General features: G+C 73.0%; 17 protein-coding genes and 1 riboswitch. Of the genes, 8 read left to right on the top strand and 9 right to left on the bottom strand.

Annotated elements, in window-relative coordinates:
- Positions 1–46 precede the first annotated feature (46 nt).
- Positions 47–2,086, top strand: coding sequence for an ABC transporter ATP-binding protein (locus ACFWIA_RS23375; protein ID WP_387008112.1), 2,040 nt, complete (start codon positions 47–49; stop codon positions 2,084–2,086).
- Positions 2,083–3,855 (top strand): ABC transporter ATP-binding protein, encoded by a 1,773-nt coding sequence (locus tag ACFWIA_RS23370; RefSeq protein WP_387008110.1) that lies wholly within the window; start codon positions 2,083–2,085, stop codon positions 3,853–3,855. The genes ACFWIA_RS23375 and ACFWIA_RS23370 overlap by 4 nt, the downstream gene beginning before the upstream one ends.
- 37 nt (positions 3,856–3,892) lie before the next feature.
- Here ACFWIA_RS23370 and ACFWIA_RS23365 read toward each other — a convergent pair whose 3' ends face one another.
- Positions 3,893–4,579 (bottom strand): TetR/AcrR family transcriptional regulator, encoded by a 687-nt coding sequence (locus tag ACFWIA_RS23365; protein WP_387008108.1) that lies wholly within the window; start codon positions 4,577–4,579, stop codon positions 3,893–3,895.
- 176 nt (positions 4,580–4,755) lie between these two features.
- Here ACFWIA_RS23365 and ACFWIA_RS23360 point away from each other — a divergent pair, with 176 nt between their 5' ends.
- Entirely contained in the window at positions 4,756–5,187 is a 432-nt protein-coding gene (locus tag ACFWIA_RS23360; protein WP_387008106.1) for a DUF4440 domain-containing protein, read from the top strand.
- A gap of 104 nt (positions 5,188–5,291) precedes the next feature.
- Here ACFWIA_RS23360 and ACFWIA_RS23355 read toward each other — a convergent pair whose 3' ends face one another.
- Positions 5,292–6,971: a DHA2 family efflux MFS transporter permease subunit gene (locus tag ACFWIA_RS23355; RefSeq protein ID WP_387008104.1), complete on the bottom strand. Its 1,680-nt coding sequence runs from the start codon at positions 6,969–6,971 to the stop codon at positions 5,292–5,294.
- Positions 6,972–7,128: 157 nt separating this feature from the next.
- On the opposite strand from ACFWIA_RS23355, the gene ACFWIA_RS23350 reads away from it, so the two are divergent.
- Entirely contained in the window at positions 7,129–7,647 is a 519-nt protein-coding gene (locus ACFWIA_RS23350) for a MarR family winged helix-turn-helix transcriptional regulator (RefSeq protein WP_387008156.1), read from the top strand.
- Positions 7,648–7,895: 248 nt separating this feature from the next.
- On the opposite strand, the gene ACFWIA_RS23345 is transcribed toward ACFWIA_RS23350, so the two are convergent.
- On the bottom strand, positions 7,896–8,870 hold the full coding sequence (locus tag ACFWIA_RS23345; RefSeq protein ID WP_387008102.1) for a helix-turn-helix transcriptional regulator: 975 nt from the start codon (positions 8,868–8,870) through the stop codon (positions 7,896–7,898).
- Positions 8,871–8,950: 80 nt separating this feature from the next.
- On the opposite strand from ACFWIA_RS23345, the gene ACFWIA_RS23340 reads away from it, so the two are divergent.
- The 3 genes from ACFWIA_RS23340 (at position 8,951) to ACFWIA_RS23330 (ending at position 11,983) form a co-directional block, all read left to right on the top strand.
- Positions 8,951–9,685, top strand: coding sequence for an alpha/beta fold hydrolase (locus ACFWIA_RS23340; protein WP_387008100.1), 735 nt, complete (start codon positions 8,951–8,953; stop codon positions 9,683–9,685).
- A 304-nt stretch (positions 9,686–9,989) separates the two neighbouring features.
- Complete coding sequence (locus tag ACFWIA_RS23335) at positions 9,990–10,664, top strand: ArsR/SmtB family transcription factor (RefSeq protein ID WP_387008098.1); 675 nt, start codon at positions 9,990–9,992, stop codon at positions 10,662–10,664.
- 71 nt (positions 10,665–10,735) lie between these two features.
- Positions 10,736–11,983: an MFS transporter gene (locus ACFWIA_RS23330; RefSeq protein ID WP_387008096.1), complete on the top strand. Its 1,248-nt coding sequence runs from the start codon at positions 10,736–10,738 to the stop codon at positions 11,981–11,983.
- A 46-nt stretch (positions 11,984–12,029) separates the two neighbouring features.
- On the opposite strand, the gene ACFWIA_RS23325 is transcribed toward ACFWIA_RS23330, so the two are convergent.
- Positions 12,030–12,389: a tetratricopeptide repeat protein gene (locus tag ACFWIA_RS23325; protein ID WP_387008094.1), complete on the bottom strand. Its 360-nt coding sequence runs from the start codon at positions 12,387–12,389 to the stop codon at positions 12,030–12,032.
- 135 nt (positions 12,390–12,524) lie between these two features.
- Positions 12,525–12,744, top strand: a riboswitch (cobalamin riboswitch).
- A 187-nt stretch (positions 12,745–12,931) separates the two neighbouring features.
- On the opposite strand from ACFWIA_RS23325, the gene metE reads away from it, so the two are divergent.
- Positions 12,932–15,256, top strand: a complete 2,325-nt coding sequence (gene metE / locus ACFWIA_RS23320; RefSeq protein ID WP_387008092.1) for a 5-methyltetrahydropteroyltriglutamate--homocysteine S-methyltransferase — start codon at positions 12,932–12,934, stop codon at positions 15,254–15,256.
- A 65-nt stretch (positions 15,257–15,321) separates the two neighbouring features.
- Here the strand turns inward: metE and ACFWIA_RS23315 are convergent, their stop codons facing one another.
- Genes ACFWIA_RS23315 through ACFWIA_RS23295 form a run of 5 tightly spaced genes read right to left on the bottom strand, consistent with a single transcriptional unit; the run spans position 15,322 to position 22,805 of the window.
- Entirely contained in the window at positions 15,322–16,188 is an 867-nt protein-coding gene (locus ACFWIA_RS23315; RefSeq protein ID WP_387008090.1) for an ECF transporter S component, read from the bottom strand.
- A complete protein-coding gene (locus ACFWIA_RS23310; protein WP_387008088.1) occupies positions 16,185–17,828 on the bottom strand; it encodes an ABC transporter ATP-binding protein in 1,644 nt (547 codons plus the stop codon). Before ACFWIA_RS23310 ends, ACFWIA_RS23315 begins: the two co-directional genes overlap by 4 nt.
- The gene (locus ACFWIA_RS23305) at positions 17,825–18,988 is read right to left on the bottom strand and encodes an energy-coupling factor transporter transmembrane component T (protein WP_387008154.1); all 1,164 of its coding nucleotides are present in this window, start codon (positions 18,986–18,988) and stop codon (positions 17,825–17,827) included. Before ACFWIA_RS23305 ends, ACFWIA_RS23310 begins: the two co-directional genes overlap by 4 nt.
- 47 nt (positions 18,989–19,035) lie before the next feature.
- Positions 19,036–20,007 carry a hypothetical protein gene (locus ACFWIA_RS23300; protein ID WP_387008086.1) on the bottom strand — a complete coding sequence of 324 codons (972 nt, stop codon included), beginning with the start codon at positions 20,005–20,007 and terminating at the stop codon, positions 19,036–19,038.
- Positions 20,004–22,805, bottom strand: a complete 2,802-nt coding sequence (locus ACFWIA_RS23295; protein ID WP_387008084.1) for a prenyltransferase/squalene oxidase repeat-containing protein — start codon at positions 22,803–22,805, stop codon at positions 20,004–20,006. Before ACFWIA_RS23295 ends, ACFWIA_RS23300 begins: the two co-directional genes overlap by 4 nt.
- Positions 22,806–22,871 lie beyond the last annotated feature (66 nt).

Raw genomic sequence — 22,871 nt, 5'->3', positions numbered from 1 at the left:
CTCAATAGTGGGGTTGTGGGGCACCCACGACCCGTGGAGGCAGCGCATGTCCGCTAGGGGCACCACCGTGGAGCCGGTCCCGACCGGCGGCGAACCGGACGAGCCGGCGGCCCCGCCCGGCCCGCCCGACCGTTCCGGCTCGGACCACTCGGACGACCCGCCCGACCCGGGCGACCCTGCGGCCGTCGCCGGCCGCCGGACCGAGGGCGCGCAGCGCGACCCATCGGGCCCCGACCCGCTGTTCGCCCTGCTGGGCAGCGTCCGCGGACCACTGGTCCGCGCGCTCGCCACGGGCGCCGGCGCCGGCCTGTTGGGCGTCACCGGACTGGTCCTGGTCGGATTCGCCCTCGACGAACTGTTCACGCCGGACCGGTCCGGCGAGGTGGTCGCCTGGTACCTGGGCGCAGCCGCGGCGGCCATGGTCGCGCACTTCGGGATGCGCAAGTGGGCCTTCGACATCTCCCACGTCGCGTCCTTCGCACTGGAAACCACCCTTCGACGCGACCTCGCCCGCCATCTGTCGACGGTCCCGCTCGGCAAGGTCCAGAGCCTCGGATCGGGCGCCCTGAAGAAGGTCGTCCAGGACGACGTCCGCGCACTGCACGGAGCGGTCGCCGATGCGACCCCCATGCTCGGGGCCGGCCTGGCCCAACCGCTCGCCGCCCTCGTGGCACTCGCGGTCATCGACTGGCGCCTGCTGCTCGCGGTGCTCGCGATCGTGCCCGCCGTGGTGGTGGGCTTCCGACTCGTCACCAAGGACCACGCCGTCCACCGCCGCGCCTACGACGAGGCCAACGAGGCCATCAACGAGGCCGTGGTCGAGTTCGTCCAGGGCATGCCCGTGGTCCGCACCTTCGACGACGGCAGCACGTCCTTCGCCCGCTTCTTCGGCCGGGTGGAGGCGTTCACCCGGGCCACCGAGGACTGGCAGCGCCAGACCAGGAAGGCCGGCGTCCTCACCCGTGCCGCGATGACCCCGCTGCCCACCCTCGTGATCGTCCTCGCCGTGGGCACCTGGTTGGTCTCGACGGGCTCGCTCTCGCTCGTCGACCTGGTGCTCGCCACCCTGTTGGGCACCATGCCCATCGAGGCCGTCGTCCCCCTGATGTACCTCAGCCAGTTCATCACCGAGTCCCGGGCCGGCGCGGTCCGCATCGGTGAGGTCCTCGCCATCCGCCCGCTGCCGGAGCCCGACACCCCGAAGCAGCCCGCCGACGGCTCGGTCACCTTCACCGGCGTCGACTTCTCCTACGACTCCCGCGGCTCCGGAGCCACCGCCACCCCCGCAACGGACGCGGCCCCGGGCGAGGGCCCCGCCGGGCGCAAGGCACTCGACGGCGTCGACCTGCACATCCCCGCCGGCACCGTCTGCGCCCTGGTAGGCGCCTCGGGCTCCGGCAAGTCGACCGTCGCCCGCCTCATCCCCCGCTTCTGGGACGTGGACGCCGGCTCGGTCCTGGTCGGCGGCGTCGACGTCCGCGACATCGGTTCCACCGAACTGCTGCGGCACGTCGGACTGGTCTTCCAGGACCCGTTCCTGCTCGACGACACCGTCGCCGCGAACATCCGCCTCGTCCGCCCCGACGCCACCGACGAGGAGGTCCGCGCCGCCGCCCGCGCCGCCCAGGCCGACGAGTTCATCCGCAAGGAGCTGCCCGACGGTTACGACACCCGCGTCGGTGAACGCGGCGCACTGCTCTCCGGCGGCCAGCGGCAACGCCTCACCATCGCCCGCGCCCTCCTCGCCGAATCGCCCGTGATCGTCCTCGACGAGGCCACCGCCTTCGCCGACCCCGAGAACGAGGCGGCCATCCAGCGCGCGCTCGCCGAACTGACGCGCGGTCGCACCGTCGTGGTCATCGCGCACCGACTGAGCACCATCACCGACGCCGACCAGATCGTGGTCCTGGACGGCGGGGGCGTCGCCGAGAGCGGAACCCACGCGTCGCTGCTCGCCGCCGACGGCCGCTACGCGGCGATGTGGCGCCAGCACCTCCAGGCGGACGCCTGGGGACTCACCGGCCGCACCGCCGCCCGCACCACCGGCGGGACACCGACCGGCACCAGCACGGAGGCACCCGCATGAAGCGCCTGTTCCGCCTGATGATGGTCGCCGCCGCCTCGCGGCGCGCACACTTCCTCTCCTCCCTCAGGGCGTCCCTGGCCGGCTCCCTCGCCCAGGCCGCCGCCTACGGAGTCCTCATCGGACTGATCCACGAACTCGCCCGGCCCGACATCGACTCCACCGCCGCCTGGACCTGGTTCGCCGCCTTCGCCGCGCTCTACGCCGTGGAAGCGCTCTGCCGGCTCAAGGAACTGAGCTTCCAGTACGAGGACTGGGCGCGCGTCATGTCCGACCTGCGTCTCGGCCTCGGCGAGAAACTGCGCGCCATGCCCCTGCGGGAGCTGGAGAAGCGGAGCGCGGGTGACCTCAGCGCCCTCGTCGGCGGCAACGTCTCCTACGCGTCGATGGCCGCCTCCCACATCGCCTTCCTGTTCGTGCAGGCCGCGGTCGTCCCCCTCGTCCTGATCCTGGTCGTCCTCGCGGTCGACTGGCGCATCGGCCTGGTCCTGGTCGCGATCCTCCCCGCCACCCTGCCCTTCGTCCGTGGCATCCAGCGCCGCGCCGGCACCGGCCTGCGCGCCTCGAACGAAGCCGACGGAGCGGCGGCAGCCCGGATCGTCGAGTACGTCCAGGGACTTCCGGTGCTGCGTGCCGCGGGCCAGGTCGGGGCCTCGTCGCGCCGCCTCGACGACGCGCTGAAGCACCAGACCCAGGTGATGAGCGAGTCCCAGCGGTCGCTCACCCTGCCCAGCATCGTCGCCACCACCTCGATGCAGCTCGCGATCGTCGTGGCCGTGGCCGTCGGCGCCTCCCTCGTCTTCGACGGACGGCTCTCCGTGCCGCTGCTCGCCGCCCTGGTGGTGGCCGCCGTCAAACTCGCGGAGCCGCTCGCCAACGCCACCGCGATGATCGCCGTGTTCGAGCTGTCCGAGGCGTCGCTCGAACGCATCGAGGAGGTCATGAAGAGCGAGCCCCTCGGCGTGGACGACCCCGACGCCCGGCTCGACCGCTATGACGTCGCCTTCGACGACGTGGTGTTCCGCTACCGTCCCGACGACGCCGAGCCCGTGCTCGACGGCATCTCCTTCACCCTGCCTGCCCGTTCGCTGACCGCCCTGGTCGGCCCGTCCGGGTCCGGCAAGACCACCATCTCCAAACTCGTCACCCGCTACGCCGACCCCGACTCGGGAAGCGTCCGGATCGGCGACCACGACCTGCGCCAGGTCGCGCCCACCGAGATCTACCGGCACGTCGCCGTCGTCTTCCAGGACGTCTACCTCTTCGACGACACCATCCGGGCCAACATCGCCATGGCGCGTCCGGGGGCCACCGACGAGGAGGTGGAGGCCGCCGCCCGGGCGGCGAACGTCCACGAGTTCGTCAGCCGACTGCCCCACGGCTACGACACCAGGGTCGGTGAGATCGGCGGGGCCCTCTCCGGCGGGGAACGCCAGCGGGTGTCGATCGCCCGCGCCATCCTCAAGGACGCCCCGATCGTCCTGCTCGACGAACCGACCGCCGCGCTCGACAGCGGCAGCGAGGTCGCGGTGCAACAGGCCATCGACGCGCTCGTCGCCCGCAAGACGGTGCTGGTCATCGCCCATCGGCTGTCCACGGTCATCGGCGCCGACCAGATCCTCGTCATCGAGGAGGGCCGCGTCACCGAGCGGGGAACCCACGACGAACTGCTCGACTCCCGCGGGCGGTACGCGGACATGTGGGCCGCCCAGACCGGTGCCCGGCAGTGGCGGGTCGCCGGAGCCGCAGCGGAGGCCCCCGCTAGGGGGTGAACGCCGCGCCGCGGGGGCCGGGGCGGTCGGCGGTTCGTCAGCGGTCGGCGCGCAGGAGCGCGCCCAGCAGCCGACCGACCGACCCGCCGAACAGGTCCTCGGCGGGCCGGCCCTCCGCAGCGGCCTGCTGCGTCGCTCGTCGGACCCGGGTGAACGCCGGTAGCCGGCCGTCGTCCGCCTCGTCCACGGCGCGGGTGCGCTGGCTGGGCTCCGGCGGGGGCACCAGCGGATGCTGGGCGAGCAGTTCGCCGAGCATCAGGTGCCAGCACGCCCAGTAGGCGTCCCGTGTTTCCTCGGGGGAGAGGCCGGCCTCCAGGAAGTCGGCGAAGCACGCGTCGACGAACGAGAAGGCGGTCTCGGCGACGAGGTCACCGCGGATGAGGATGTGCAGCACCCAGACGTGGCCGGCCAGGTAGTCGTGGGCCGCCACGAGCCGGCCGAGCAGGCGTTCGCGCGGGGTGTCCCCGGGGACCTCCACCGGCAGCCCTTCGGCGATCTGCTCCAGGATCAGCAGCAGCAGGGCGTCCCGGTCGGCGACGTGCCGGTACAGCGAGGTGGCCGCGGTGCCCAACTCCCGTGCCACGGCGCGCATGGTCAGTGCGTCCAGTCCGTCCCGCTCGATCAGTTGCCGTCCCGCCGTCACCACGGAGGCCGTGGTGAGGCCGGGCCGCGGGTGGCGCCGCCCGTAGCGGCCGCGTTCCTCCAGGCTGGACTGTTGTGCCATGGAGCCATCGTTTCACGAGCCGGCCCCCCGTCATCGGTGGCGGGGGTGCCGCCCACCTGCTCCCGACGCAAGGCGGTGAGCTGCACCACATTCAGGTAATCAAGTTTGACTAATGGAGTCGGCGGGCCTACCTTGATCAGGTCAGCACTGATGATCGACTCCCTGGAGGAACGCGCGTGACCCAGCTTCCCGACGCCGGATACACCCCGACCGCCGCCGACCACGCCGCCGTCCAGGCCTGGTTCGCGGAGTACGACGCGGCCGCGGCGCGACGGGACGTCGAGCGGATGGCGGACCTCGCCGTCTTCCCCCTGAACCTCGTCAGCGACGACTCCGCGGGCGAGGGCGCCTCGGCCCAGTGGGACCGCAAGCAGTTCATCGACACCATGACGCACGTGATGGGAGAGGGATCCGATGACATCACCTTCGCATCCGTGCGCACTCCGGTCTTCCTGAGCCCCGCGATGGCCGTCGTCTTCACCGACTCGACGATGACGGCGGGCGGCGCCACCCAGCAGTTGCGGTACGCCGACATCCTGATCAAGCGGGACGGGCAGTGGGCCTTCCAGACCATGATCCAGGGAGGGTGGGGCGACAACCTCCGCTGACGCCGCGCACGGGTCCCGCGCGTTCGCGCGCGGGACCCGTGGCGCCCCCTAACGCCCCGGTGCGCCGGAGCTCCCCGGCTCGTCGGCCCGGTCCGTTGCCCTGGTCAGTGCCCGCCCCGTTCCGCCCGGGCCGGTTCCGCGTCGGTCGGTTCCGTTCCGGCCGGGGGAGCCGCCCCGGCCCGCTCCCGCTTCGGGGCGACGAACGCCGTGGCCGCGAGCGCCAGGACGAGCAGCCCGGCGCAGAGGTAGCTGGCGATCTCCACCCCCGAGGTCATCGCCTCGCGTGCGGCCCGCGCGGCGCCCACGGTCCGCGGATCGCCGGCGAGCGCGGGGATCGCTGACCCCGCGCTGTCCGTGACGGCGCCGCTGAGCCGGTCGGCTTCCGCCTTCGGTGTCCCCGTGTCGGTGAGCCGCTCGCGCAGCCCGGACGTGAGGGTGCTGAAGAACAGGGTGGTGAGCACCGCGATGCCCAGCGCGGCGCCCAGTTCGCGCGCCGCGCTCTGGATGCCCGACCCCTGCCCGGCGCTGTGCGCGGGGACGTCCACCAGCACGATGTTGGTCACCTGGGCGGTGGCGAAACCGACCCCGATCCCGTACACGAAGAGGGCGAAGGCGACCGGCCACCAGGGTGCGTCGACGGAGGCGACCAGCCCGAGCACCGCCATCCCCACCGCTTCCAGCGCCAGCCCGATCCGCACCAGGGTGAGGGCGGACGCCGACATCGAGAAGCTGGCGCCGCTCGCGAAGAAGCTGCCCACCGCGATCGCCACCAGCGACAGGCCCGCCTGGAACGCGGTGTAGTCGAGGGTGAACTGCAACCACAGGGGCAGCACCGCGATGATGCCGAACTCGCCGAGTCCCACGATCAGGGTGACGGCGTTCCCGTTGCGGAACGACGGGATGGCGAACAGCCGCACGTCCATCAGCGGTTCGTTGTCGCGCTGCCACAGGGCCCGTTGGCGCCGCCAGAACGCCAGGCCGGTCAGCACGGACACGACGAACGCGACGAAGACGGGGGACGGCCCCCCGCTCCAGGAGGTCCCGCCGACGACGAGGGGTTCCGTGGTGAGCAGCCAACCGTGGGTGCGGCCCTCGATGAGGGCGAACGCCAGGAGCCCCAGCGCGACCGCGGACAGCACGCCGCTCGGTACGTCGACCCGCCCCCGGGTGCGGGGCGAGGCGGAGAAGTGGCGCAGGACGCCGAGGGCGACCAGGGCCACCAGCGGCACGTTGATGCCGAAGGCCCAGCGCCAGGACAGATCCGCGAGCCAGCCCCCCAGGACCGGCCCCACGGCCGCCGCCGCGCCGATGGTCGAGCCCCAGACGGCGAACGCCTGGCCGCGCGCCCGACCGGTGAAGGTCGCGTTCACCAGGGTCAGCGACGAGGGGAGCATCATGGCCCCGCCGATGCCCTGGAGGAAACGGGCGAGGATCAGCAGTCCGCCGTTGGGTGCCAGCGCGGCGCCCACGCTGGTCAGCCCGAAGACGGCGAGACCCACCAGGAACACCCGCCGCGCGCCGTGCAGATCGGTCAGCCGACCGGTGACCAGCAGCAGCGCGGCGAAGACGATCGCGTACGACTCCTGCACCCACTGCGCCTCGATCGAGGTGACCTGAAGGTCGTCGATGATCGGGGCCAGGATCACATTGACGATCGTGATGTCCACGACGATCAGGGCCACGCCCAGGGACACGGCGATCAGCCCGAGCCATTGCCGCCGGGAGGGCGACTCCACGCCCTCGGAAGGCGCCCCGTCGCCCGGAGGTCCTGTACGTTCGGTCATTCTTCCCCCACGTGAAGTTACCTTTACCGTAAAGCTAACTAACTTTGTGGCAAAGGTAGTTTCGTCGAGGTAGGTTGTCAATCGAGCGGTTGACCGCGTGGACCGCGCGGACCGTGCGGTTGGGGTCATCGGAACGGATCGGAAACGACGCATGTCCATGGAGAGGCCGGAGTCCGTCGACCTTGAGGAGCAGCGCGACCGCCTCATGGAGGGGTTGCGGGCCTTCGGGGCCAACTACACGGAGTTCACCCGGCGGTTCGCGTCCTGGCTGGGGCTCCACTCCACCGACGCCGCCGCACTCGCGGAGATCCTCTACGCCGAGGACAAGGGCACCCCCCTGTCGCCCGCCCGGCTGGGCGAACGGGTGTCGCTGTCGTCCGGGGCGACGACCATCCTGCTCAACCGACTCGAAGCGGCCGGGTGCGTCGTCCGCACCCGGGAGCACTCCGACGGCAGGGTCGTCACCCTGCGGTCGAGCCCCCGCATCCGCCCCCGCGCCGAACAGTTCTTCACGGCCTACACGGAGCGGATGACGGAGGCCATGGCGCAGTACCCGCCCGAGCAGCTGCGCCAGTTCGAGGACTTCGTCGGACACCTCTGCGACACGATGGGGGCGTTGCTCGCCGACGAGTACCAGCCGGGTCGGGGCCCCGCCCCCCGCCCCGGCGACGCCTGACGCCCGGTCGGGCCGGTGGCCGAATGGCCGTTGACGCTACTCGGGCTGACCACCGTCAACGACACGCCCAGGTCCGCCGCCGTGATCCGGGGCCGCGTCCCCCTTCCGCTCGGACGCCTCGTACGCGCCCTGGCGCCGGGGCAAGCGCGGCCGAGCCCGGGGCGGGTGCGGCCCGATCCGGTGGATCTACGCGGAAGGCTTCGCCGTGCCCGCGCCGTCCTGCCGGAACTGCCGCAGCAAACCGGCATTTACTGCGGCAGTTCTTCCGGTCGCCGTTGAGCGGCTGCGGCGAGCAGGTCGGCGAGGTCCTTGAGGGCCTGTCGCAGTTCGTCGGGGTGGTGGATGGTGAAGGGCCATTCCAAGGAGGCGAGGAGGTGTGCCATGCCGTCCAGCCGATCTGCTCGTGCGTGCATGAGGACGCGGGCGGGCCGGGCGGTGAGGGTCACCGCCGATCGGGGCAGCCGGCGGGCGATCTCATCGAGAGGACCGTGGATCGTCACCTCGACCTGCCAGTGGTAGGGGCCCTGGGCCAGGGTGGAGGTCAGGTGGGCGACGGGATCGAAGCCGTCGGGGGTGGTGAAGCGCCGGGTCCGGGGGGTGGTGGCGGCGATGCGGTCGATGCGGAAGGTCCGCAGGCCGTCGCGGAGGTGGTCGTGGCCGACGACGTACCAGCGGCCGGTGTGAAAGACGACGCCGTAGGGGTCGATGTCGCGTTCGGTCTGCTCCTGCCGCCAGGACCGGTGGCTGATGCCGACGGTCGTGCCGGCGCGGGACGCCTGGGCCAGGGCCAGTAGGACGCCGGTTCCGGGTGTCTGCCCGATCACGGCGTTGGCGGTGAACGACAGGGTCTCCCGCATGGCGGCGAGCGGCTCGCGCAGGGAGTGCGGAAGCACCCGCTCGATCTTGGCCAGGGCACCGGCACTGGCCGGTGCGGTGGTGCCCATGCCGAGGCGTTCTGCCGCGAGCAGGCCCAGGACGACGGCGAGGGCCTCGTCGTTGGTGAGTACCAGGGGTGGCATCCGGTAGCCGCGGGCCAGGCGGTAGCCGCCGTAGCGGCCGCGCTCGGCTTCCACGGGGATGCCCAGTTCCCGCAGGTGGGACACGTACCGACGTACCGTGCGGACGTCGGTGTCCAGACGGTCCGCCAGCTCCGTCCCGGTGAGTCGGGCGTGGGACTGGAGGAGTTCCAGCAAGGTCAGAACACGGGTGAGGGGATGCGACATGGATCACTCGACATTTCAGGGCGGAAACTGTCCTGTATCAACTCTACGCTCCCGGTAGCACCTCACCTCAGGGAGATCACATGGCCACCTTCGTACTCGTTCCCGGCGCCTGGCTCGGCGCGTGGGCCTGGGAAGACACCGCCCGCACTCTGCGGGCGAACGGCCACACGGCGCTGCCGCTCACGCTGACGGGCCTGGCCGAGCACGCCGAGCAGGCCGGACCCGGGACGGACCTGAACACGCACATCGCGGACATCACCGGCTTCATCGAGGAGAGCGATCTGCGCGACGTCACGCTGGTCGCCCACAGCTACGCGGCTGCCCCGGTCACCGGGGCGGCCGGGCGCCTCGGCGACCGGCTGGAGCGCGTGGTCTACGTGGACAGCGCCCCGTTCGCCGCAGGCATGTGCATGCTCGACCTCATGCCGCCGGAGGCAGCGGACCAGCTGAACCGGCAGGTCTCCGCCTCCGACGACGGGTGGCGGCTGCCGATGCCGCCGTTGGAGGTCCTGGGCCTGTCCGGAAGTCTCGTCGGGCTCGATGAGGGACAGCGGGATGCTCTGTGCGCGCGTGCCACCCCTCACCCGTTCGGCACCTACACCCAGCGCCTCGCCGGCCCGACCGAGCCCGACGCCGGCGTGGACCGTGTCCTGATCGCCTGCCATGACTTCACGGGTCTGCTGGATGCCGGGATACCGATGCTTGCCTACCTGAACCAGCCGCCGTGGCGGCGCTTCGACCTGCCCACCGGGCACTGGCCGATGCTGTCCACACCCACCGAACTCGCCGCCCTCCTTGACAAGGCCGTCTCCTGACGTCGACGGCTTCCCGCGGGGCGACGCGGCAGCGCACCAGCAACTCCACTCGCACCTGCTCGGGCCTGCGTTCCCGTGCGCAACGTGCTCGGTCAGATGAGCCGTCAGCTTCTCCGCATCCGCGACGCTGCACTCACTGATCACCGCCGTTCGCGGCCGGTGACAGTATTGTCACCGGCACTCCCAGTCCCCCCCGCAACGGCTCCGTGCTCGCGTAGCCAACGGCGTGGCCCAGCCCCAGGTGCGAAGAACTCTTCGCGAAAGACTGTTCGCGAAGAGTTCTTCGCACCTATCGTGTCCTCTCATGAACGACACGGCGGCACCCGACCCCGATCGATCCGTACTGGACCTGTCCCTCGACCCCCGGGCCCTGCGCGTCCTCGCCCATCCCGTTCGCGTCGCCCTGCTCACCCATCTGCGGTGGCACGGGCCCGCCACCGGACGGCAACTCGCCCGCCACTTCGACCTGGACTCGGGTGCGGCCAGCTACCACCTGCGCAGGCTCGCGGCCGGCGGACTCATCGAGGAGGACCGGGAGCGCGGCAGCAAACGGGAGCGGTGGTGGCGACCACGGCACGTCACGACCGAGCACGACCCCGCCCACACCGGTGCCGACGGAACGGACCAACGCGCCTACGTCCAGGCCGTCGCCCTCGCCCAGAGCGAGACGCTGCGCCGGGTGGCCACCGAGACGGTGCCCGCGCTGCCCGACCCGTGGTTCGGGGCGGTGGCCTTCACCGACCACCGGCTGTGGTTGACGCCGGACGAGGCCCGCCGGATGCAGCACGAACTGGCGGAGGTGATCGCACGGTACGGGGCCCGGGGCGACGCCCGCCGCGACGAAGCCCGCCGGGCGCAAGCAGCGGGGCCGGTCGCCGCCCACGTACAGATCTACGCCAACCCCCACGAGCCCCCGACGGCGAAGGCACGTGGTGGCGGCTCGACGGACGGGGCGACGGGAACGGAGGGGGCCGGGTGAGCGACGGAGCCGAGCACGGCCGCGCACGACCGGAACCAGGAACCCCGACCGCGGAGGTTCCCCGTCCGCCCGTGGCCCACCCGACCGCACCGGAACGGGAAGGCCGGCCCGTCTACCGCGACGCCAACGTGCTGCGCTGGCTGGGTGCGTACACCGCCTCGGTGACCGGCGACGTCGCCTACTACTTCGTCCTCACCTGGGCGGCCTCACGGGTCGCCGGCGCCGCCCAGGTGGGCCTGGTCCTGGCGGTGGGCGCCGCGCCCCGGGCCGTCCTGATGCTGGGCGGCGGCGTGCTGGCCGACCGGTTCGGACCCCGCCGCGTACTCCTCGCCAGCGACACCGTCCGCAGCGCGACGGTCGTCGCGGTCGCCGTGGTGACCTGGGTCGCCGGGCCCGGACTGTGGTCCCTGTGCCTGCTCGCCCTGGCCTTCGGCATCGTCGACGCCGTGTTCATGCCCGCGGTCGGCGCACTGCCCCCGCGGATCGCCCCGGTCGCCCAACTCGCCCGGGTGCAGGCCCTGCGGGGGCTCGCCGTGCGACTGGCGAACGCGGTGGGCCCGCTGATCGCGGCGGCCGTGGTGGCCGTGGGCGGCGCGGCGGCCGGGTTCGCGGTGGCGGGGGTGCTGTTCGTCGTGTCGCTGGTACTGATCGCCCTCGTGCGGATCGCACCGTCGGCGCCTTCACCAGCCGGACGGTCCGGCCCAGGCCGTCCGTCCCCCACCTTCCGGGACGACCTCCGAGAGGGGTGGCAACTACTGCGCGGTGACCGGCGGTTGGCGCGCCTGGTCGCCGTTCTCGCCCTCGGCGAGATGTGCTTCAGCGGCCCGCTCGCCGCCGGCCTCGTCCTGTTCACCCAGGACCGGGGCTGGGGACCCGCCGAACTGGGCGGCCTCCTCGCGGCGTTCAGCATCGGCGGGGCGGCGACGGGACTGACCTTGGCCGCCGTCTCCCGGGTTCCCCGCGCACCCGCCGTCATGGCCACGGCGCTCCTGCTCTGCGGCCTGGCCGTGGCGGCGTTGGGCCGGACGCAGACCCTGTCGACCGCGCTGCTGTGGTGCGGCCTGCTGGGTGCGGTCTCCGGTACCGCGGGAACACTCGCGCACGCGTTGGTGCAACGGGCCACCGAACCCCGGTACCTCGGGCGGATCACCTCCGTCACCACCCTGTGCACCCTCGGACTCGCGCCCGCCCTCTACCCCCTGGCGGGTGTCGTCACCGCACGGTGGGGCGTCGGTGCGTTCTTCCTGGGCTGCGGGGCCGTCTGCGTCGCCGCGGTGGCGCTGTCGCTCACCGCGCCTGTGCGGCGCGCGGAACTGTGACCGCGCGCCGCACCGGTATCCGCCCGGACGACGGGTGCGCCCGGCGTCAGACGCCGCCGGTCGGGGAGAACTCACCGGCGAACGCAGCCGCCATCCGCAGCTGCGGGGCCGCCTCGGCGTCCCGCCCCTGACGCTCCAGCGTCCGGCCCAGCATCAGCCGCGCGTAACCCTCGACGGGGTCCCGCTCCAGGACCGCGCGGAGCTGCTCCTCCGCCCGACCCAGCTGCGCGGAGTGGTAGTAGGCACGGGCGAGCAACAGTCGCGGGGCGACCTGCTCCGGCTCCTCCTCGACCAGACCGCCCAGGATGCGCGCGGCCGTCAGGTACTCCTTGGAGTCGAAGAACATGCGGGCCCGGTCCCAGCGCTCCGCCGCCGTGCCGAACTCGTAGTACGCCGTGCTCACCATGACCTCCTTCGACGATGTGACACCCGCCCCAACCGGGTCGGACGGGTGGATATTCCCCGAGCCCCCGGGCCCGCGGGCGTCTCGCCTCACCATCCGGAATGTGGGCGGCACTGTCCGAACCCGGAAGGTCCCTCTAAGCTGATCGGCGCAGCTGGTTCGCCCTGTCCGCCAGACAGACGCGTCGCAAGAGGGAACCCGGTGGGAATCCGGGACTGCCCCGCAGCGGTGAGTGGGAACGACCGCCGTCATACGCACTGGATCCGGCCAACGGATCTGGGAAGCGACGGCCAGTAGGTGTCCGTCCCGACGGACGTGCCCGCGAGTCCGAAGACCTGCCCGCTGCCCGTGCGCGACCGATCGCGCACGGCATCCCGGTGACCTCGTGGGCGGGTCGGAGGAACCTCGGACACCTGTCCGAGGAGTGCACACCAGACGGACCGCTGCGCCCCGCGCGCACCCCCGGGCCCGTCGGGTCTGTCGTCCCTTCGCGTCCTCGTCCCGTCCCCGGGATTCGCAGGACACATCTCGCGAAGGAGAGTTCCGTGACAGCCCAGCCCGCAGCCGCGGCAGCACGAGCCACCGTGTACGGCTACCCCCGTCAGGGCCAGCACCGGGAACTGAAGAAGGCCGTCGAGGGTTACTGGAAGGGCCGTGTCACCGCCGACGCCCTCCGCCGGACCGCCGCCGACCTCCGTCGGACGAACTGGCGACGACTGGCCGACGCCGGCGTCCACGAAGTGCCGACCGGTGACTTCTCGTACTACGACCACGTGCTGGACACCAGCGTCATGGTCGGCGCCGTACCCGAACGGCACCGCGGTGCCCACACGGCGGACCCGCTCGACGGCTACTTCGCCATGGCGCGCGGCACCCAGGACGTCGCACCGCTGGAGATGACCAAGTGGTTCGACACCAACTACCACTACCTGGTCCCCGAACTCGGCCCCGACACCGTCTTCCGGGCCGACTCGACCAAGCAGGTCTCCGAACTGAAGGAGGCCCTCGCCCTCGGGCTCACCGCCCGCCCGGTCCTCGTCGGGCCCGTCACCTATCTGCTGCTGGCCAAGCCCGCACCCGGCGTCGCCCCCGACTTCGAGCCGCTGACCCTGCTGGACCGGCTGCTGCCCGTGTACGCCGAGGTCCTCGCCGACCTCCGTGCCGCCGGCGCCACATGGGTCCAACTCGACGAACCCGCCCTGGTCCAGGACCGCACCCCGGCCGACCTGAACGCCGCCGCCCGCGCCTACCGCGACCTCGGCGGACTCACCGCACGACCCAAGCTGCTGGTCGCCTCGTACTTCGACCGCCTCGGCGACGCCCTGCCCGTCCTCGCCAAGGCCCCCGTCGAGGGCCTCGCCCTCGACTTCACGGAGCGCGCCGCCGGCAACCTCGACGACCTCGCCGCCGCCGGTGGCCTGCGGGGCAAGCGCCTGGTCGCGGGGGTGGTCAACGGCCGCAACATCTGGATCAACGACTACGAGAAGTCCCTCGCCACCCTCGGCACCCTGCTCGGCCTCGCCGACCAGGTGGACGTGGCCGCCTCCTGCTCCCTGCTCCACGTCCCGCTGGACGCCACCGCCGAACGGGACATCGACCCGCAGATCGCCCGCTGGCTCGCCTTCGCCCAGCAGAAGACCGCCGAGATCGTCACCCTGGCCAAGGGACTCGCCCAGGGCACCGGCGCCATCACCGCCGAACTCGCGGCCAACCGGGCCGACCTGGCGTCCCGCGCCGGGTCCCCCCTCACCCACGACCCGGCGGTCCGGGCCCGCACCGCCGCCGTCACCGACGCCGACGGCCGCCGCTCCCTGCCCTACGCCGAGCGGACCGCCGCCCAGCGGTCCCACCTGGGCCTGCCGCTGCTGCCCACCACCACCATCGGCTCCTTCCCGCAGACCGACGAACTCCGCACCGCCCGCGCCGACCTGCGGGCGCGACGCCTCGACACCGCCGGGTACGAGGAGCGCATCAAGGACGAGATCCGGGAGGTCATCGCCTTCCAGGAGAAGGCCGGCATCGACGTGCTGGTGCACGGCGAGCCCGAACGCAACGACATGGTGCAGTACTTCGCCGAGCAGCTCACCGGCTACCTCGCCACCCAACACGGCTGGGTCCAGTCCTACGGCACCCGATACGTCCGGCCGCCGGTGCTGGCCGGGGACATCTCCCGCCCCGAGCCGATGACCGTCCGCTGGACCGCCTACGCCCAGTCGCTCACCGAACGGCCCGTCAAGGGCATGCTGACCGGTCCGGTCACCATGCTCGCCTGGTCCTTCGTCCGCGACGACCAGCCCCTCGGCGACACCGCCCGCCAGGTCGCCCTCGCCCTGCGCGACGAGGTCAACGACCTCGAAGCCGCCGGGACCTCCGTCATCCAGGTCGACGAACCCGCGCTCCGCGAGACCCTGCCGCTGCGCTCCGCCGACCACGCGGACTACCTGGACTGGGCCACGGAGTCGTTCCGTCTCACCACCAGCGGGGTGCGTCCGGCCACCCAGATCCACACCCACATGTGCTACGCCGAGTTCGGTGACATCGTCCAGGCGATCGACGACCTCGACGCCGACGTCATCAGCCTGGAGGCCGCGCGTTCCCACATGCAGGTCGCCCGTGAACTCGCCGCCCACGGTTACCCGCGCGAGGCGGGACCCGGCGTCTACGACATCCACTCGCCGCGGGTCCCCAGCGAGGAGGAAGCGGTCACCCTGCTGCGCAAGGGACTTGAGGCCATCCCGGCCGAACGTCTCTGGGTCAACCCCGACTGCGGACTGAAGACCCGCGGCTGGCCCGAGACCCGGGCCTCCCTGGAGAACCTGGTCGCCGCGGCCCGCGAGGTCCGTTCCGGGCTCACGTCCCGCAACGCCTGACGCCACCGGTCGGGGGCGGCCCCGCCCGCCCCCGACCCCCGTTCCCGTGCGTGCGGCCGGGATGCTCAGACCGGCCCGCCCGGCCCGGTGCCGGACCCGGGCGGCGGGGAGTCCGGCCGGGCACCGTCGCGGGGCGCGGCGAAGCGTACCGGGGCCTGGAAGCGGGCCTTCCGGGCCGCTCGACGGAACACCGTCAGCACCGCCGGACCCGCGAGGACGATGCACACGAAGTTGGTGACGGCCCGCCCGGTGTCCCAACCCAGCGACGTCGCGAGGTCGAAGGCGACGTACCGCTGCCACTGCTCGGTGAAGGGGAGGCCGGGCAGGTAGGCGATCGAACTGCCCGGGTCCAGGGAGAACGGCCAGAAGGACAGGTTGAGCAGGAAGCCGAAGAGGTAGCCGGAGAGGGAGCCGTAGACGGCGAGCAACAGCACCTCCCGCCGTCCGGTGGCCCTCGGCAGGAGCCCCGCGAGCATGCCCACGAAGGCGCAGCCGAACATCTGGTACGGCATCCACGGGCCGACGCCACCGGTGATCAGGGCGGACGCGAACAGCGAGGTGCAGCCCAGGGTGAAGCCGAAACCGGGCCCGTAGACGCGGCCCGCCAGGACGAGGACGAAGAACACCGTCTCGATGCCGGCGGTGCCCGCACCGAGGGGACGCAGCGCGGCGTTCACGGCGGAGAGCACCCCGAGCATGGCGAGGGCCTTGGAGCTGATGCCGCCCTCGGCCACCTCCGAGATCACCACGCTCAGCACCAGGACGAGCAGCACACCGAAGATCAGGGGCGGCGCGTAGTGCGAGGCGAAGGCGCCGGGGGCGACGAGGAAGGGCCAGAAGAACGCGACCACGCCGAGGAGGGCCGCCAGGGTGATGACGACCGCGGCGCGGGGCCGGATGCGGATCGCGGTCGTGGCGGCGGGGAGGGTCATGACCCCGCCCGGCCGGTGAGCGCCCCCGCGACCTGCGCGACGGTGAGGTAGGGGAGCGGCGCGAGGATCTTCGCGACCTGGGGGGCGAAGACGGGGGAGGCGACGATGACCTCCGGGGTGGGGCCGTCGGCGACGACCTCGCCCTCGGCCATCACCACCACCCGGTCGGCGGCCCGGGCCACGAACTCCACGTCGTGGGTGGAGATCACCACGGCGCGCCCCTCGGCCGCGAGCTCGTCGACGATGCGGATGAGTTGGCCCTTGGCCCGGTAGTCGAGTCCCCGCGTCGGCTCGTCGAGCAGCACGACCCGCGGTGCCGCGGTGAGTTGGATCGCCAGGACCAGGGCGAGTTTCTGCCCTTCGGAGAGGTCGCGCGGGTGCGTGGCGTCGTCGATCCCGGGCGCGAGCCGGTCGAGGACCGCGCGGGCCGGGCGGTTCGTGCCCGCGCCGAGGGATTCCGTGTCGGCCTGGTCGAGTTCCTGCTTGACGCTCTCCAAGTACAGCAGGTCGGTGGGCGTCTGGGGGACCAGCCCGACCAGTCGCCGGGCATCGGCCGCCGACAGGTCACGGGGGTCGCCGGCCCTCCCCGCTCCGCCGTCCCCGACCCGGACGGTCCCGCCCGCCCGGGGCCCCGAGCCCTGGAGCGCCCACAGCAACGAGGACTTGCCCGAGCCGTTGCGGCCCATCAGGGCGGTGACCCCGCGGTGCAGATCGAGGTCGACCTCACGGACCGCGGGAACACGCTGGTAGCTCACCGTGATCCGGCGGGCCGTCAGCAACGGTTCGCCCGCGTCCGTCGTGTGCCCTCGCGCCGGCGACGGCGGCGTCCGGTCGAGCCGGGCGCGCAGCGGAGCGGCCTCGCGGCGGGCGTCCCGGACGGACAGCGGCAGCGGGGACCAGCCGGCGGCCCGACCCAGTTCCACGATCGGCGGGGCGATGGACGAGGTGCGGAAGACCTCGGCGGGACGGCCGCTGAGCACCGTGCCGTCGCCGGGGAGGTGGATGACCCGGTCGGCGTACTGGACGACGCGTTCGAGACGGTGTTCCGCGATGAGGACGGTCACCCCGAGGTCGTGGACGAGGCGGGTCACGGAGGCCAGGACCTCCTCGGCCGCCGACGGATCGAGGGCGGAGGTGGGTTCGTCGAGCACGAGGACCCGGGGATGCGCGGTGAGGACGGAACCGATGGCGACGCGCTGCTGTTGGCCGCCGGAGAGTTCGTACAGCGCCCGGTGCCGGAGGTCGGCGAGGCCGAGCAGGTCGAGGGTCTCCTCCACCCGCTTGCGCATCGTGGCCGGCGGGACGGCCAGTTGTTCCATGGCGTAGGCGAGTTCCTCCTCCACGGTGTCGGTGACGAACCCGTCGAGCGGGTCCTGACCCACCACGCCCACCACATCGGCGAGTTCACGGGGCGGGTGGTCGGCGGTGTCGCGACCGTCGACGGTGACCCGGCCGTACAAGGTGCCCCCGGTGAAGTGCGGCACCAGACCGTTGACGGCACCCAGGAGCGTCGACTTGCCCACCCCGGTGTGCCCGACGACCAGGCACAGTTCACCCTCCTCCACCGTCAGGTCGACCTCGCGCAGTACGGGGTCGGCCCGGTCCTCGTACTGGACGCTGACCTGATCGAAGGTGATCACGTGACCGCCTCGGTGCGCGGGGGAGGGACGGACGCCCGGGCGGGAGCCCGGGGCGGTGGCGAGAGGAAGCCGGCGGCGCCGGCGAGCAGGATCGCGACGGTCGGCACCAGCGGCAGGGTGGGCCAACTCAATGGGTAGATCGACGGGTTGAGCTCGGCTGCGTGGAAGCCGGCATTGCTGAAGAGGACGACCGCCGACACCACCCCGCAACCGGCGACCGCGCACTCCGCGAACCGCCACGGGTCCGGGCGGTAGGTGGTCCGGGTGATCCTGCGCCCGCCCAGGCGCAGTCCCGCGACGCACAGGAGCGCGCCCGCCACCATCGTGGGCGTGCCCAGGAGCCGGGGCGCGGTGGCGTCGAGGAGACCGTAGGCCCCGGCGCACAGACCGCACATGCCGGTGAGCATGAGCGCCCCGGTGATCCGCCGGGTGGCACGCGTGGCCGTACCGGCCCTGCCGTAGCCGCGCGAGTCCATGGCGGCGGCGAGCCGCAGGGAACGTTCCAGCGCGTCTTCGAGCACGGGGACCACGATGCCGCGCAGGGCGCCGAGGCCCTTGGTGCGCCCGGCGCGCAGCCGTCGGGCCCGGTGGACCCGCTGCACGCTCTGCACGAGTTGCGGGGCGACGCTGAGCGAGACGGTCACGGCGACCCCGAGTTCGTACAGTGCGCCGGGCAGTACGCGCAGGGCGCGCTTGGGGTTGGCGAGGGTGTTGGCCGCCCCGATGCAGCACAGCATGCAGGCGAGCCGCAGTCCGTCGGTGGCCGCGGAGAGCAGGGCTTCCAAGGAGACCGGCCCGCCGATCTCGATGCCGGCGTACCAGTCGGGGGTCGGGACGCGGGGCAGGGCGAACAGGAAGTGGTCGTGCGGGGTGATCCCGGTGGCGAACACCGCGCGGAAGACCACCCGGATCGCCACGACGCACAGCGCGAGGTACAGGTAGTAGACGAAACCGCGGGCCCAGGGCGCCTCGGTACGGCGCGCGGTGACGACGTATCCGAGCACCGCCAGGACGAGGAACAACAACAGGGGGTTGTTGGTGCGGCTGACGGCGGTGGCCAGGGCGAGCGCCCAGATCCACCAGGCCACCGGGTGCAGGGCACGCGGCAGCCGACGTCCGCCCGGGTCCGTCCGGGGCGCGGGCGCGGACGGACGCCCCACGGGGGACGAGGAGGAAGCGGGCGCAGAGGAGGAAGCCACCGGGGCGCCTACTCCGCGCGGTTGCGGCGTTTGGCCGCGAACACGGCCGCACCGACGAGGAGGAGGACCAGTCCGCCGGCGGCTGCGGCGGGGACGAACGAGCCGGAGTCATGCGCGGCGTCCGCTGCCGGGGCCGCCTCGACCACCTGCGCGGGGCTCGGCCCGGCGCCCGCCCGGGCCGGCGCCGAGGAGGTGGACGGCGCGCGTGACGGCGACGTCGGGGGAGCGCTCGGGGCGGTACGCGGGGGCCGGGACGCGGAAGGCTTGGCCGAACGGGTGGGGGAGGGGGCGCCCGTGGTCGGCGGGGCAGTGGTGCGGGGCGGTGACGCAGCGGGACGGGTCCGGGTCGGGGTGGGGCCGGTGTCGGTGCCGGGCGGCAGCGGGTCCGCCGTGCGCGTGGGCGGCGTCCCGGTGGGCCTGCCGCCCCCGGTCGGCTGGGTGTTGCGGGCCCGCACCTGATCGGGGGTCACGGTCGGACGGCCCCTGGTGCCCTCGATGTTGGTGCCGCCGAAGATCCACAGGTCGACGCTGCCCGGCTTCGGCCGGTAGAGCATGGCCCCGAGCTGGCTGTACTCCCAGGTGTTCTCCCCGGGGTCCGCGTGCCAGTACGACCAGTAGGCGGAGGCGGGCGGAGTCAGCACGCAGTCGTCCTGGTCCGGCGGCGGGAACTGCTTGCCGCCCCGGTGGCCGCTGTACCCGATGCGGCAGATGAACGCCGGACCGTCGTGGCCCGTTCCGGTGGTGCGCCAGCCGCCCTGGTTGAGCAGTTCGTACCCGGTCGTCGGGGTGGTCCCGCAGGAGCGGTACAACGGGCCGCCCCACTTGCTGAAGTCGACGGCCAGCACCACGCCGGAGGAGGTGGTGCACCGTCCCATCGGCTGGGAGGCCGCGGACGCGGAACCCGTGGTGCCCCCGAGGAGGGCGCATGCCGCGCCCAGGGCTGCGGCGGTCCGCGCCACGCGTGCGACGGTCCTGGTCACGACTGTCCCCCTCGTCGGGCCCTGCTGCGGTTGCGGACCGCGGCGGTCACCGCGCAGCCCGCCAGGAGGAGCGTGGCGGCGCCGGCGGCGAGCACCGCGACCCCGCCTCCGGTGGCGGCCAACCCGCCTCCGGCGCTGCCCCCGGAAGCACCGGCACCACCGTCGCCGGCGCCCGCGGTGCCCCCGCCCCCGGTACCCGCGGGGGTTCCGCCCGTGTCGCCCGGCGTGACGATCGCCGGTGCGGACGCCGACGCGGAGGGCGTGGGAGTGGGGTCGGCGTCGGGCTGCGGTCGGGTACCGGTCAGATCGCGGGTCAGCACGCCGAAGGAGACGCCGGTGGAGCCGCCGACGGCCTGGGTGGAGGCCCGCAGGTCGGAGCCCCGCTGGCCGCCCTCGGCAACGTTGAACCCCCCGTCGGGGTTCTGCTGCGAGGCCAGGAACTTCCGCGCCTCGGCGATCTGTCGGTCGTACCCCGGGGCGTCCAGGGACAGGCCCTGTACCGCGAGGGCGGCGGAGTTCACCGAGTTCCCGGCAGCGCCGGGGAAGCCGCCGTCATCGAGTTGTTTGGTCGCGATCCAGCGGAGCGCCCGGTCGACGGCCGCATCGGCCTCGTCGTCCCCGACGAGGTCCAGGGCCATCGCGGCGATGGCGGTGGAGTCCACATCGGAGTCCCCCGTCGACGGCACCAGGCTGGGGAAGGCGCCGGAAGCGTGCTGAAGGCTCTTCAGATAGGCGACGGGACCGGACGCCGCCCCCTCCTCCCCGGCCCGGATCTGCGCCATCACCGCGAGCGCGTGGGCGAAGACGGACGGGGCGTAGGTGTACGCGCCCTTCGCGGCGCAGCTGCGGTCCGGCGCGGTACTGGGGGCCCGGCAGACGGCCGTCGCCAGCGCCGCGATCAGGTCCTGTCCGCCGAAGTCGCGCGGGTCGCGGCCGACGGCCTGGGCGAGGACGGCGGTTTTGCCGAGGGAACCGCCTCCGGCGTACCGGGTGCCCACCTTGGTCCAGTCGTGGACGGAGCGCCCCTCGCCGTCCTCGCCCCCCTGGTCGAGGAAGTCGACGATGCCGCGCAACGCGTCGTCGTCGTGGCCGGTCGCGGCGAGCGCGTAGGCGCCGTCGATGGTGAGTCCGAAGTCCGCCCGCGTGGACCCGGCGCCGATGTCGTAGTAGCGGCCCCGCCGCAGTCGGGTCGCGTCGGTGAGGTACGCGACTCCCTTCTTCAGGTCCGGGCCCCGACCGTTCCCCGAGGCGGGCGGTGAGGCCGGCGGTGAGGCCGGGGGAGTGGTGCTCGGGGGGTGCGGACGATCGGGCTTCTTCGTGGTCAGCGAGGCCAGGCTGGTGTCCGCCCCCGCCAGGACGGCCACCCCGGTCGCGTAGAACACCGAGTCCGCCGCTCCCTCCTCGAAGCCGAAGCCCCCGTCGGCGCGTTGCTGCCCGGACAGCCAGGACACGGCGGCGTCGGCGCGCACCTTCTCGCCGAGGACCCGTAGGGCCTGGGCGGCGTAGCCGGTGCCGATCACGCTGCCCGTGGTGCCACCGGTGTAGCCGGGGAACGCGCCGTTGCTCAGCTGGGCCTTCCGCAGGTGGTCGCGGGCCTTCGCCACCACCGCCCGGTGACCGCCCGCCTGGTGCAGGGCCAGCACGGCGAGGCCCGTGGCCAGGGGGTCGGCCTCGCAGTTCTCCCCGGGGCCGATCAGGACGCTGGTGAAACTGCCGTCCCGGCACTGGAGTCGGGTGAGCCGGGTCAGCGTCGAAGCCGGGGGCCGCACGCCGCCCCGCAGGAGGGCGAGCACCCCCAGGGCCTGCCCGTCGGTGTAGGAGGCGTTGCGGAAGTCGCCCTTGGCGGTGCAGCCGGCTTGTCCGCCGGCAGGACAGACGTGGTGCGCCAGATCGCCGACGAGGTCGTGCCCGCCGAAGTCACGCGGGTCGTTCTCGGTGACGGCGGCGAGCAGGGCGAGCCGGGCGGCGGCCGTGGCGTCCGGCGCCTCGTCCCGTCCCGCGGCGTACGCGTAGGCGTCGGTGTGGGCGCGGAGGAACGCGGTCACCTTGTCCAGCGCCCGGCTCTTGCCCCGGGTGGCCAGCGCGTACGCGGCCTCCGTGGTCAGGAAGTGGTTGGGGGCGTCGGCGCCTTCGTCCACCACCCTTTCCCCGTCGGTCAGTTCGGCCCGGACCCAGGCGGTGGCCTTCGCGAGGTCCACTTCGGCCGGCGGTACGTTCGGCTCCGTCGGCCCGGGACCCGGTGTGCCGCCGCCCGCCCGCACCTCGTCGGGGGTGAACGTCGGCCGGCCGGTGGTGCCGCCGACGTCGGTGCCGCCGAAGACCCAGGCGTCCACGTCACCGGGCTTCGGCTTGCGGTCCATCGCCCCGTACTGGCTGTACTTCCAGTCCTCCTCGTCGGGGGAGGCGACCCAGTACGACCAGTACGCGGTGGCCTGCGGGGTGAGGACGCAGTCCTCGGTGGCGGGAGTCGGGTACGGGGTGCCCGAGTGGAACGAGCCGTGGCCGATGCGGCAGATGAACGCATCGCCGTCGTGCGCGGTCCCGGCCGTGCTGAAGCCCGCCTCGTGCAGCAGTTCGTAACCGGTGGTGGGCGTGGTGTCGCAGCCCCGCTCGACCGTGCCGCCGAAGGGGCCGAAGTCCACGGCGACGACGGCTCCCCTGCTGGCCGTGCAGCGGTCGATCGGGTCGGCGAGCACCGGGGCGGCGGTGACGAGGGCGGCACCGGTCCCGCCGAACAGGAGCACGGCCGACAGCAGGGCGGCCAGCCCTGCGAACCGTCTCCCCTTGTCCCTGTCCACCCGAGCTCCCCCGTGTCATCCGGGCGGCCAGACGTGGCTGAAGGACCCGCAGGGACGCCTGGGCGT

The organism is Streptomyces sp. NPDC127068 (assembly GCF_042724695.1).
Taxonomy (GTDB): Bacteria; Actinomycetota; Actinomycetes; order Streptomycetales; family Streptomycetaceae; genus Streptomyces.
This window is presented reverse-complemented; position numbering and strand designations above follow the sequence as displayed.